This window comes from Citrobacter sp. CK199, assembly GCF_030333285.1.
GTDB classification, from domain to species: Bacteria; Pseudomonadota; Gammaproteobacteria; order Enterobacterales; family Enterobacteriaceae; genus Citrobacter_B; species Citrobacter_B koseri.
This window is the reverse complement of record NZ_JAOWGF010000029.1, coordinates 147,257-159,742: the sequence shown is the minus strand read 5'-3', so window position 1 is coordinate 159,742 and position 12,486 is coordinate 147,257. Positions and strand designations below refer to the sequence as shown.

The 12,486-nt window shown below is 54.7% G+C and carries 9 protein-coding genes; 6 read left to right on the top strand and 3 right to left on the bottom strand.

Going from position 1 to position 12,486, the window contains the following annotated elements; genetic code table 11:
- Window positions 1-346: 346 nt before the first annotated feature.
- Entirely contained in the window at window positions 347-892 is a 546-nt protein-coding gene (orn, locus tag OGX75_RS19095; protein WP_049011514.1) for an oligoribonuclease, read from the bottom strand.
- Window positions 893-998: 106 nt separating this feature from the next.
- Between orn and rsgA the strand changes: the two genes are divergently transcribed.
- From rsgA to mscM, 3 genes are all read left to right on the top strand, one after another.
- On the top strand, window positions 999-2,051 hold the full coding sequence (gene rsgA / locus OGX75_RS19090) for a small ribosomal subunit biogenesis GTPase RsgA (RefSeq protein WP_104867864.1): 1,053 nt from the start codon (window positions 999-1,001) through the stop codon (window positions 2,049-2,051).
- Between the two features lie 91 nt (window positions 2,052-2,142).
- Window positions 2,143-3,111 carry an archaetidylserine decarboxylase gene (gene asd / locus OGX75_RS19085; protein WP_114848033.1) on the top strand — a complete coding sequence of 323 codons (969 nt, stop codon included), beginning with the start codon at window positions 2,143-2,145 and terminating at the stop codon, window positions 3,109-3,111.
- Between the two features lie 16 nt (window positions 3,112-3,127).
- A complete protein-coding gene (mscM, locus tag OGX75_RS19080) occupies window positions 3,128-6,454 on the top strand; it encodes a miniconductance mechanosensitive channel MscM (protein WP_286451478.1) in 3,327 nt (1,108 codons plus the stop codon).
- Window positions 6,455-6,538: 84 nt separating this feature from the next.
- Here mscM and yjeM read toward each other — a convergent pair whose 3' ends face one another.
- Window positions 6,539-8,041 carry a glutamate/gamma-aminobutyrate family transporter YjeM gene (yjeM, locus tag OGX75_RS19075; protein ID WP_058668458.1) on the bottom strand — a complete coding sequence of 501 codons (1,503 nt, stop codon included), beginning with the start codon at window positions 8,039-8,041 and terminating at the stop codon, window positions 6,539-6,541.
- A 218-nt stretch (window positions 8,042-8,259) separates the two neighbouring features.
- Window positions 8,260-9,237, bottom strand: coding sequence for an elongation factor P--(R)-beta-lysine ligase (gene epmA, locus OGX75_RS19070; RefSeq protein ID WP_012134451.1), 978 nt, complete (start codon window positions 9,235-9,237; stop codon window positions 8,260-8,262).
- Between the two features lie 324 nt (window positions 9,238-9,561).
- Between epmA and frdA the strand changes: the two genes are divergently transcribed.
- From frdA to frdC, 3 genes are read left to right on the top strand one after another with little or no spacing between them, the layout of a single operon-like run.
- Window positions 9,562-11,346 (top strand): fumarate reductase (quinol) flavoprotein subunit, encoded by a 1,785-nt coding sequence (gene frdA, locus OGX75_RS19065; RefSeq protein ID WP_047459485.1) that lies wholly within the window; start codon window positions 9,562-9,564, stop codon window positions 11,344-11,346.
- The gene (gene frdB / locus OGX75_RS19060) at window positions 11,346-12,080 is read left to right on the top strand and encodes a fumarate reductase iron-sulfur protein (protein ID WP_012134453.1); all 735 of its coding nucleotides are present in this window, start codon (window positions 11,346-11,348) and stop codon (window positions 12,078-12,080) included. The genes frdA and frdB overlap by 1 nt, the downstream gene beginning before the upstream one ends.
- A 10-nt stretch (window positions 12,081-12,090) precedes the next feature.
- Entirely contained in the window at window positions 12,091-12,486 is a 396-nt protein-coding gene (gene frdC, locus OGX75_RS19055) for a fumarate reductase subunit FrdC (RefSeq protein ID WP_012134454.1), read from the top strand.

The window sequence follows — 12,486 nt, the reverse complement described above, 5'->3', positions numbered from 1 at the left end:
GGAAACGAGACTCGAACTCGCGACCCCGACCTTGGCAAGGTCGTGCTCTACCAACTGAGCTATTCCCGCTTAATCTTCGTTTTTCAGACTGTTATCTGAAATTCTGTGATTAAATTTGTTGCTGTCGTAATTCGCATTTCTGCGTCGTTACGGGAGGCGCATTATACGAGAAATCCTTTCTGCTGCAACCCCCTAAAACGCAATTTTTTCCGTTTTCGTTCTGAGTGTTGAATTTATCAGCAAAGCGTACAATTTAGCGCCAAATTCACCCCGCCGCAAGCACACCCGGCAGGCAAATCGTAAGCCGGATAAGACGCTTCGCTTCGCCATCCGGCAAACACTCCGTTTACAGCTTAATAAAATTCTCGCGGTAATAAGCCAGCTCCGCCACCGACTCGCGAATATCATCCATCGCCTGGTGCGTCCCCTGCTTGGTAAAACCGGCAAGGATTTCCGGCTTCCAGCGACGCGCCAGCTCTTTCAGCGTACTCACATCCAGATAGCGATAATGGAAATAGGCTTCCAGTTCAGGCATGTACTTAAACAGAAAACGGCGATCCTGGCCGATGCTGTTGCCACAAATCGGTGATTTACCTGCCGGAACCCACTCTTTTAAAAATTCAATGGTTGCCAGTTCTGCGGCGCGATCGTCAAACGTGCTGGCTTTTACCCGATCCACCAGACCACTTCCGGTATGAGTTCGCACGTTCCAGTCATCCATTAACGCCAGTTGTTCGGCAGACTGATGCACCGCAATCGTCGGCCCTTCCGCCAGGATATTCAGGTTGGCATCGGTCACCAGCGTCGCGATCTCAATAATGCGATCGCGCTCGGGATCCAGGCCGGTCATCTCAAGATCTATCCAAATGAGGTTGTTTTCATTGGCACTCATGCTATTTTCCACCCTTCAGAGGTCACAGTCAGTGTGACTATATTCATCTAAAATAGCGTGTATCATAGATGTTTTGCCCATTGCGGGCGACCAGGAGCCAGTACGATTGAGTAAAAATAAACTCTCCAAAGGCCAACAGCGCCGCGTGAAAGCCAATCATCAGCGTCGTCTAAAAACGTCCACGGAGAAGGCAGACTTCGATGACAACCTGTTCGGCGAGACCGCTGAAGGTATCGTCATCAGCCGCTTTGGCATGCATGCCGACGTAGAATCCGCCGATGGCGAGATTCACCGCTGCAACATCCGTCGCACGATCCGTTCGCTGGTCACCGGCGATCGCGTCGTCTGGCGTCCGGGTAAAGCGGCGGCTGAAGGCGTTAACGTCAAAGGGATCGTCGAAGCCGTACACGAACGCACCTCCGTGCTAACGCGCCCGGATTTCTACGACGGCGTGAAGCCTATTGCCGCCAATATCAACCAAATCGTCATTGTCTCCGCCATTTTGCCGGAGCTGTCACTCAATATTATCGACCGCTACCTGGTGGCCTGCGAAACGTTGCAGGTTGAACCGATCATCGTGCTCAATAAAATCGATCTGCTGGATGACGAAGGGATGGACTTCGTTAATGAGCAGATGGATATCTATCGCGACATCGGCTATCGCGTGTTGATGGTATCCAGCCATACGCAAGATGGCCTCAAACCATTAGAAGAGGCGCTAACCGGCCGTATCAGCATCTTTGCCGGGCAGTCTGGCGTTGGAAAATCGAGCCTGTTGAACGCCCTTCTGGGCCTGCAAGAAGCGATCCTCACCAATGATGTGTCGGATAACTCCGGTCTGGGGCAGCACACCACGACCGCCGCGCGCCTGTATCACTTCCCGCACGGCGGCGATGTGATTGACTCCCCCGGGGTACGCGAATTTGGCCTCTGGCATCTCGAACCGGAACAAATCACCCACGGATTTGTCGAATTTCATGACTACCTGGGCCATTGCAAATATCGCGACTGCAAGCATGATACCGACCCAGGTTGCGCCATCCGTGAAGCGGTAGAAGACGGTAAAATTGCAGAAACCCGTTTCGAAAATTATCACCGCATTCTGGAAAGCATGGCACAGGTAAAAACACGTAAAAACTTTTCTGATATGGACGACTGACAACTACGCTAAGCATCGCTAGAATCGTCCCCTTTTTTCAGGATGCCGGCGTCAATGCCGGTTCAGGAACAACAATGGCCTGGAGGCTACCTTGTTAAACTCATTTAAACTTTCGCTACAATACATTCTGCCGAAACTATGGCTCACTCGCCTGGCGGGCTGGGGCGCGAGAAAACGAGCGGGCTGGCTGACCAAACTGGTTATCGATCTGTTCGTGAAATACTACAAGGTCGATATGAAAGAGGCGCAGAAGCCGGATACCGCCAGCTATCGCACCTTTAACGATTTCTTTGTTCGTCCGCTGCGTGACGACGTCCGTCCGGTGAATACCGATCCAAACATACTGGTGATGCCGGCTGACGGCGTGATCAGCCAGTCAGGTAAAATCGAAGAAGATAAAATCCTGCAAGCGAAAGGTCACAACTACAGCCTGGAAGCGCTGCTGGCAGGTAACTACCTGATGGCGGACCTGTTCCGCAACGGTTCGTTTGTCACCACCTACCTCTCTCCGCGCGACTACCACCGCGTACACATGCCGTGCAACGGTATCCTGCGCGAGATGATCTACGTACCGGGCGATCTGTTCTCGGTGAATCACCTGACCGCGCAGAACGTGCCAAACCTGTTTGCCCGTAACGAACGCGTGATCTGCCTGTTTGACACAGAATTTGGTCCAATGGCGCAAATTCTGGTCGGGGCGACCATTGTCGGCAGCATCGAAACCGTCTGGGCGGGAACCATTACGCCGCCGCGTGAAGGCGTGATCAAACGCTGGACCTGGCCGGAAGGGGAAAGCGAAGGGTCTGTGGCGCTGTTGAAAGGTCAGGAGATGGGCCGTTTCAAACTGGGTTCAACCGTGATCAACCTGTTTGCGCCGGGTAAAGTCACGCTGGCTGAACAGCTGCAAAGTCTGTCAGTGACCAAAATCGGTCAGCCGCTGGCCGTTTCTACCGAACTCTTCGTGACCCCTGAAGCGGAACCCGCGCCGCTGCCGGAAGAAGAGATCAACGCCGAACACGACGCCAGCCCGCTGGTTGACGACAAGAAAGACGAAAGTTAAATAAAGGATCGCTGCTGTGCGCCTGATTATCACTTTTCTGATGGCCTGGTGCCTCAGCCTGGGGGCGTACGCTGCGACGGCCCCCGACGCCAAACTGATTGCCCAGGAACTGGAGCAGGCTAAAGCGGAAAAACCCGCTCAGCCAGAGGCCGTAGAGGCCCTCCAGTCTGCGCTGAACGCGCTTGAGGAACGAAAAGGTTCTCTTGAGCGCGCCGAACAATATCAGCAGGTTATCGACAATTTCCCTAAGCTGTCCGCGACGCTACGCGCACAACTCAATAACTTGCGCGACGAACCGCGCAGCGTGCCGCCAGGCATGTCCACCGATGCGCTAAGCCAGGAGATCCTCCAGGTCAGCAGCCAGTTGCTGGATAAAAGCCGTCAGGCCCAGCAGGAGCGAGAGCGCGCCCGTGAAATCGCCGATTCGTTAAGCCAGCTTCCACAACAGCAAACGGATGCCCGTCGCCAGTTAAATGAGATTGAGCGGCGCATTGGCACCGCCAGCGGCAACTCCCCGCTCAACCAGGCGCAAAATCTGAGTATGCAGGCCGAATCCGCCAGGCTCAAAGCGCAGGTTGATGAGCTGGAACTGGCGCAGCTTTCGGCGAATAACCGTCAGGAACTGGCGCGAATGCGCTCCGAACTGGCGGAAAAACAGAGCCAACAGCTGGATGCCTGGTTGCAGGCATTACGCAATCAATTAAACAGCCAGCGCCAACGAGAAGCAGAGCGAGCGCTGGAAAGCACCGAACTGCTGGCGGAAAACAGCGCAGACCTGCCGCCGGGCATTATCGAACAGTTCAAGGTGAACCGCGAGCTGTCGCAGGCGCTTAACCAGCAGGCGCAACGCATGGATCTGGTGGCCTCACAGCAACGCCAGGCCACCAGCCAGACGCTACAGGTTCGTCAGGCCCTGAACACCCTGCGGGAACAGTCGCAGTGGTTAGGCGTATCGAATATGCTGGGGGAAGCCCTGCGCGCGCAGGTATCGCGTCTCCCGGAAATGCCCAAGCCGCAGCAGTTAGACACCGAAATGGCGCAACTGCGCGTACACCGTATGCGCTACGAAGATCTGCTCAACAAACAACCGCAACTGCGTCAGATTCGCCAGGCCGACGGTCAAACGCTGACCTCTGAGCAGAGCCGCATTCTTGACGCCCAACTGCGTACCCAACGCGAGCTGCTGAATTCACTGTTGCAGGGCGGTGATACGCTGATCCTCGAACTCACCAAGCTGAAAGTGTCCAATAGTCAACTGGAAGACGCGCTGAAAGAGGTCAACGAAGCCACTCACCGTTACCTGTTCTGGACGTCTGACGTGAGTCCGATGTCGCTCTCGTGGCCTATCAGCCTCGTTCAGGATCTGCGTCGACTGATCTCACTGGATACGTTCAATCAGCTCGGCAAAGCCAGCATCATGATGCTTACCAGCAAGGAGACGCTGCTGCCGCTGTTTGGCGCGCTGGTGCTGGTTGGTTTTAGTCTCTATTCGCGCAAACATTTCACCCGTTTTCTGGAGCGTTCATCCTCCCGCGTCGGGAAAGTCACGCAGGATCACTTCTGGCTGACGCTGCGCACCGTGTTCTGGTCGATTCTGGTCGCCTCCCCGCTGCCCGTACTGTGGGCCACGCTGGGCTATGGGTTGCAGGAGGCATGGCCTTATCCTCTGGCCGTCGCCATCGGCGACGGGGTGACAGCAACGGTTCCGCTGCTGTGGGTCGTCATGATTTGCGCCACCTTTGCCCGCCCTAACGGTCTGTTCGTGGCGCATTTTGGCTGGCCCCGAAACCGTGTCGCGCGCGCCATGCGCTATTACCTGATGAGCATCGGGCTGATTGTCCCGCTCATTATGGCGCTGATTATGTTTGATAATCTTAACGATCGGGAGTTCTCCGCGTCGCTGGGGCGTCTCTGCTTCATCCTGATTTGCGGCGCGCTCGCGATTGTCACGCTGAGTCTGAAGCGCGCCGGTATCCCGCTGTACCTCGATAAAGAGGGCAGCGGTGACAATATGGTTAACAGTATGCTCTGGAATCTGCTGATGGGCGCGCCGCTCATTGCGATCCTTGCGGCCGCTGTCGGCTATCTGGCTACCGCACAGGCGCTGCTGGCGCGACTGGAGACCTCCGTTGCTATCTGGTTCCTGCTGCTGGTTATCTATCACGTCATTCGCCGCTGGATGCTGATTCAGCGTCGCCGTCTGGCGTTCGATCGCGCTAAGCATCGCCGGGCCGAAATGCTGGCGCAACGTGCGCGCGGTGAAGAAGAACCCGCCCACTCCACCAGCCTCGAAGGGGCCGTCGAAGTGGATGAAAGCGAAGTGGATCTCGACGCCATCAGCGCCCAGTCGCTGCGCCTGGTACGTTCTATCCTGATGCTTATCGCCCTGCTGTCGGTCATTGTGCTGTGGTCGGAAATCCATTCCGCCTTTGGCTTCCTGGAGAATATCTCGCTGTGGGATGTCACCTCCACGGTGCAAGGGGTTGAAAGTCTGGAGCCGATTACGCTGGGCGCGGTGTTGATTGCGATCCTGGTGTTTATCATCACCACGCAACTGGTGCGTAACCTGCCCGCACTGCTGGAGCTGGCGCTCTTGCAGCATCTGGATCTGACGCCCGGCACCGGCTACGCCATCACCACCATCACCAAGTATCTGTTGATGCTGATTGGCGGGCTGGTCGGTTTCTCGATGATTGGCATTGAATGGTCGAAGTTACAATGGCTGGTCGCCGCGCTCGGTGTCGGTCTGGGCTTTGGTTTACAGGAGATCTTCGCCAACTTTATTTCCGGCTTAATCATCCTGTTCGAAAAGCCGATTCGTATTGGCGATACGGTGACCATTCGCGACCTTACCGGCAGCGTGACCAAAATCAACACCCGCGCCACCACCATCAGCGACTGGGACCGTAAAGAGATTATCGTGCCGAACAAAGCGTTCATCACCGAGCAGTTTATCAACTGGTCGCTGTCGGATTCGGTAACGCGTGTGGTGCTGACCATCCCGGCGCCGTCAGACGCTAATAGCGAAGAGGTGACGCAAATTCTGCTGACTGCGGCGCACCGCTGTTCACTGGTGATCGACAACCCGGCGCCGGAAGTATTCCTGGTTGACCTGCAACAGGGGATTCAGATCTTCGAACTGCGTATCTATGCCGCAGAGATGGGGCACCGTATGCCGTTGCGCCATGAAATCCACCAGTTGATTCTGGCGGGCTTCCATGAGCACGGTATCGATATGCCATTCCCGCCGTTCCAGATGCGCCTGGAAAGCCTGAATGGCAGGCAGACTGGAAGAACGCTGACATCCGCCGCCAGGAAAAGTCGCCCGGCGGGAAGTTTGTAAGCCGTAATAATGCCGGATGGCGGCTTCGCCTTATCCGGCCTACAGAACAGCAATGAACGCGTAGGCCGGGTAACGGCAAAAAGATTACTCCACCGCCCACTGGGGTTGGTTTGCCTTCCGGCGGCTGTAGTTCTGATAAATCGCCATCGCTAACAGCGAGAAGAATATCGGGCCGCCGGTCATCCACAGCGCGCTATTCCAGTCCCCGGCTTCAATCACCGGCTGAATGATGGTAAACACATTCGCAAACGTCACCACCAGCACGACCACGCCCGTTGCCAGCATCGTAGAAACATGGGTTTTGAAGATCACAAATGGCCGTTCCAGGCCTTCGCGAGACTTAAAGAACGGGAAGGCCAGCGCGAGGAACAGGTACGGCAACGTCATCGACACGTTCGCCATCAGCGTCAGTTTGTTGTAGAACGCCGACGCGGTATCACCGCCAAAAGAGACCAGCAGAATAAACAGACTCACCAGCAGACACTGCATCCACATTGCGGTAGCTGGCATACCTGCTGCGTTCAGCGTCGTCATCGGCGCAGGCCACAGCGCTTTTGGCGTTCCCTGGATAATGGCCTTCAATGGCGAGTAGCTCAGCGTAAAGAACGCGCCGGTATAGGCAAGGAACATGGAGAGGCCAGTGATACGCGCAAACCAGACGCCGGTCGCCATTGCCGCTTCCGGCGACAGATGCAGCGCGTTACCCAGCGTCATCCCCAGGCTTTTCATCAGAATATAGGTGATATTTCCGAGGTTAACGGAGCCATTACTTAATACCTGTTGCCAGTTGGTGCTAACGCCCCATAAAAATATCGCCAGCGAATAACCAACGGAAATAACAATTGCCGCAAAAACAATTCCTTTCGCAAAGTTCTTTTCCGGCTTTTCTGTTTTATCCACCAGGCCGCCTACCGCTTCAATTCCGCCGTAGGCAAAAATAGCGAAAACAACAAATGAGAGCATGGCCAGGCCGGATTGATATCCGGGATTGGGCGAGGAGACAAAATTAATATTTTCCGCAAAATGCCCACCATTTAATAACAAAATAGCGACACTCACTAACAACAAAACTAAATTAAGACACATCACGGCAATCCCCCCTACTGCCGTAATACGCGCAATTTTATTAATTCCCTTTGATGCGATACAGGTCACCAGAATCATCCAGCCGACGGCGAGCAGACCAACAACCTGCGTCGGTTCAAGCCCGGCGATCCGCCAGTGCTGCGTCATATCTGCGCCAAACAAGAACGTAGAGAAAGGCACCCAGACTTTCGCCGCAGTACTCACCATCCAGATAACATAGGAGGAGAACCACATAAAAGTGCCGATAAACGCATAACGCGGGCCAACGCTATTATTCATCCACGAATAGATTCCGCCCTCTTCTTTTCGATAAGCAGAACCCATTTCAGCCATCATTAAGGCAAATGGAATAAAGAATAATAATGCAGAAAAGATATACCACGGGATCGCGCTATACCCCATTAAATAAAACGCCGACGGGCTATTGGCAAAACCAAAAACGGACGTAAATATCATCAGGATGAGGCCAGCCAGGCTCATCTTCTTTATTGTCTGGTTCATGAAACCATCCCTTACTCTGGGCACGTTGGCTAAACGGCGCTCACCGGTTTGCACTGCCCCCTTGCAGAGGTCAGCAATAAAAATCAACACAGAATTGATACCTGAATGGTATCAAACATCCAGACTTATATTGTGGCTATAAGAGGGGAATTGAAAAAATGTGCTACAAAATGGCGCTCATTGCGCCATTTTGTTTCGCAAAAGAGGGGTTTTCGGATTTATGCCCGATCAACGGTAAAAGCGATAACCTCAGCGAGGCTTTCCGCCCCCAGCGCCAGCATCACCAGACGATCCACGCCCAGCGCCACGCCGGAACAGTCAGGCATCCCCACCTTCAGCGCCTCCAGCAGATTGTTATCGATAGGCTGCTGCGGTAAGCCTCGCGCGGCGCGCTTACGGTTATCCTGCTCGAAGCGTTGTTGCTGCTCGCGCGCATCCGTCAGTTCGTGGAAACCATTCGCCAGCTCAATACCTTTGAAGTAAACCTCGAAGCGTTCAGCCACCCGATGGTCTTCAGTGCTGATTTGCGCCAGCGATGCCTGGCTTGCCGGAAAATGGTACACAAACGTCGGCTTCTCTTTGCCAATGTGCGGTTCCACGCCCATAGTAAACAGCAGTTGCAGCAGCGTATCGCGATCTTCTTCGGTATCCGCGATATTGCTTAAATCCAGCTTCGCCGCCGCTTCGCGCAGTTGAGTTTTATCCGCAGACAGCGGATCAATCTCCAGATGGCGCTGAAACACCTGCTGGTAAGAAAGACTCTCCGCAGGTTGACATTCCAGCACCTGTTGCAGCAGGTCGTCCACTTCGTTCATCAAACGGTACATGTCGTAGTGGGGACGATACCACTCCAGCATGGTGAATTCCGGGTTGTGATGACGCCCCATCTCTTCGTTGCGAAAGCTACGGCACAGCTGGAAAACCGGGCCGCATCCCGCCACCAGCAGGCGTTTCATGTGGTATTCCGGGCTGGTCATCAGATAAAGGTTCATGCCCTGAGAGTGGCCAGGGCCGACGAAACGCGTTTCGAACGGGAACAGATGAATGTCCGTTACCGTCGCCTGGCTCATGCAGGGCGTCTCAACCTCCAGCACTCCACGATCGGCAAAGAAACGACGGATCTCCGTCATAATTGCTGCACGTTTTAACAGGTTAGGAATGGACGCGCTCGGCTGCCAGGTTGCCGTTTCGCTCATGGTACTTTCTCCGATTTAAGACAAGGGCACGAAGTCTACTCGTAACACGCCAGTGAAACAAATTTTGTGCGGGAATAATGCGCTCCGCCGGAAAAGTAAAAAAAGTGAAGCCAGGTGGTTTAGTAATTAAATTAATCAGAATCAATGATAAATCGACCCGTTGATGCGCTAAAAAAATCGAACACGTCAAATTTCCCTCACATCCGTAAGACTATACTGTTGTACCTATAAAGGAGCAGTGGAAACGCGTTCGCAACCCGCATCAATCAGGAGTTCAATCTGATGGTGTACGGGGACGAAATAACAACAATCTGGAGGAATGTCGTGCAAACCTTTCAAGCCGATCTTGCCATTATAGGCGCCGGTGGCGCGGGATTACGTGCTGCAATAGCTGCCGCGCAGGCGAATCCTAACGCTAAAATCGCACTGATCTCAAAAGTGTACCCGATGCGCAGCCACACCGTTGCTGCCGAAGGGGGTTCAGCCGCTGTCGCCCAGGATCATGACAGCTTTGACTACCATTTTCACGATACGGTAGCGGGCGGAGACTGGCTGTGTGAACAGGATGTCGTGGATTACTTTGTCCACCATTGTCCAACTGAAATGACGCAACTTGAGCAATGGGGTTGCCCGTGGAGCCGCCGCCCCGACGGCAGCGTCAACGTACGTCGTTTCGGCGGTATGAAAATTGAGCGTACCTGGTTTGCCGCAGATAAAACCGGCTTCCATATGCTGCATACCCTGTTCCAGACCTCTTTGCAGTTCCCACAAATCCAACGCTTTGATGAACACTTCGTCCTGGATATCCTGGTCGATGACGGTCATGCCCGTGGCCTCGTGGCCATGAACATGATGGAAGGCACGCTTGTGCAGATCCGCGCCAACGCGGTGGTGATGGCTACCGGCGGAGCAGGCCGCGTGTATCGCTACAACACCAACGGCGGCATCGTGACCGGCGACGGTATGGGCATGGCGCTGGGCCACGGCGTACCGCTGCGTGATATGGAATTCGTTCAGTATCACCCGACCGGTCTGCCGGGTTCCGGTATCCTGATGACCGAAGGCTGCCGTGGTGAAGGCGGTATTCTGGTCAACAAAAACGGCTACCGCTATTTGCAGGATTACGGCATGGGCCCGGAAACGCCGCTTGGCGAGCCGAAAAACAAATACATGGAACTGGGGCCGCGAGACAAAGTGTCTCAGGCGTTCTGGCACGAATGGCGCAAAGGCAACACCATTTCCACACCGCGTGGCGATGTGGTTTACCTCGACCTGCGTCATCTGGGCGAGAAAAAACTGCTCGAACGTTTACCGTTCATCTGCGAACTGGCGAAAGCCTACGTGGGTGTCGATCCGGTTAAAGAGCCGATTCCGGTTCGTCCGACCGCGCACTACACCATGGGCGGCATCGAAACCGATCAGAATTGCGAAACCCGCATTAAAGGTCTGTTTGCCGTTGGCGAGTGCTCCTCTGTGGGTCTGCACGGCGCTAACCGTCTGGGTTCTAACTCTCTGGCGGAACTGGTGGTCTTTGGCCGTCTGGCGGGCGAACAAGCAATGGAACGCGCCTCAACCGCAGGCACGGCTAACGACGCCGCGCTTGATGCGCAGGTTGCGGGCGTTGAACAACGTCTGAAAGACCTCGTTAACCAGGAAGGCAACGAGAACTGGGCGAAAATCCGCGATGAAATGGGCCTGTCGATGGAAGAAGGTTGCGGTATCTACCGTACGCCGGAACTCATGCAGAAAACCGTGGATAAGCTGGCGGAGTTGCAGGAACGCTTCAAGCGTGTTCGTATCACCGATACCTCCAGCGTATTCAACACCGACCTGCTGTACACCATCGAGCTGGGTCATGGTCTGAACGTAGCGGAATGTATGGCGCACTCCGCGCTGGCACGTAAAGAATCACGCGGCGCTCACCAACGTCTGGACGAAGGCTGCACCGAGCGTGACGACGTCAACTTCCTCAAACATACCCTCGCCTTCCGCGATGCTGATGGCACAACTCGCCTGGAATACAGCGACGTGAAAATCACCACTCTGCCACCGGCAAAACGTGTGTATGGCGCTGAAGCGGAAGCCGCCGATAAGAAGGAGAAGGCGTAATGTCTGAGATGAAAAACCTGAAAATTGAGGTGGTGCGCTATAATCCGGAAACCGACACCGCGCCGCACAGTGCTTTCTACGAAGTGCCTTATGATGAAGCGACGTCGCTGCTGGATGCGTTAGGCTACATCAAAGATAACCTGGCGCCGGACCTGAGCTACCGCTGGTCCTGCCGTATGGCGATCTGCGGTTCTTGCGGCATGATGGTTAACAACGTGCCAAAACTGGCGTGCAAAACCTTCCTGCGTGATTACACCAAGGGTATGAAGGTTGAAGCCCTGGGGAACTTCCCGATCGAACGCGATCTGGTCGTCGATATGACGCACTTTATCGAGAGCCTGGAAGCGATCAAGCCGTACATCATCGGCAACCCGCGTACGCCGGATCAGGGGCCAAACACCCAGACCCCGGCGCAGATGGCGAAGTATCACCAGTTCTCCGGTTGCATCAACTGTGGTCTGTGCTACGCCGCGTGCCCGCAATTCGGCCTGAACCCTGAGTTCATCGGCCCGGCTGCGATCACGCTGGCGCATCGTTATAACGAAGACAGCCGCGACCACGGTAAGAAGGAGCGTATGGCGCAGTTAAACGGTCAGAACGGCGTATGGACCTGTACCTTCGTGGGCTACTGCTCCGAAGTCTGTCCGAAACACGTCGATCCGGCTGCGGCCATTCAGCAGGGTAAAGTGGAAAGTTCGAAAGACTTTCTTATCGCCACCCTGAAACCACGCTAAGGAGTGCAACATGACGACTAAACGCAAAGCCTATGTGCGGCCAATGACGTCCACCTGGTGGAAAAAACTGCCGTTTTATCGCTTTTACATGCTGCGCGAAGGCACGGCGGTTCCGGCAGTCTGGTTCAGCATTGAACTGATTTTCGGCCTGTTTGCCCTCAAACATGGCGCGGAATCCTGGATGGGCTTCGTTGGCTTCCTGCAAAACCCGGTAGTGGTGATCTTAAACCTGATCGCCCTGGCGGCAGCCTTGCTGCACACCAAAACCTGGTTTGAGCTGGCGCCAAAAGCCGCCAACATCATTGTTAAAGACGAAAAAATGGGGCCAGAGCCGATCATTAAAGGTCTCTGGGTTGTTACTGCGGTTGTCACCGTAGTCATACTGTATGTTGCCCTGTACTGGTAA

Excerpts from the sequence above, each read along its gene's own strand:
- yjeM (WP_058668458.1), bottom strand. The coding sequence starts at position 8,041 with ATGAACCAGACAATAAAGAAGATGAGCCTGGCTGGCCTCATCCTGATG.
- orn (WP_049011514.1), bottom strand. The coding sequence starts at position 892 with ATGAGTGCCAATGAAAACAACCTCATTTGGATAGATCTTGAGATGACC.
- frdB (WP_012134453.1), top strand. The coding sequence starts at position 11,346 with ATGTCTGAGATGAAAAACCTGAAAATTGAGGTGGTGCGCTATAATCCG.
- epmA (WP_012134451.1), bottom strand. The coding sequence starts at position 9,237 with ATGAGCGAAACGGCAACCTGGCAGCCGAGCGCGTCCATTCCTAACCTG.
- frdC (WP_012134454.1), top strand. The coding sequence starts at position 12,091 with ATGACGACTAAACGCAAAGCCTATGTGCGGCCAATGACGTCCACCTGG.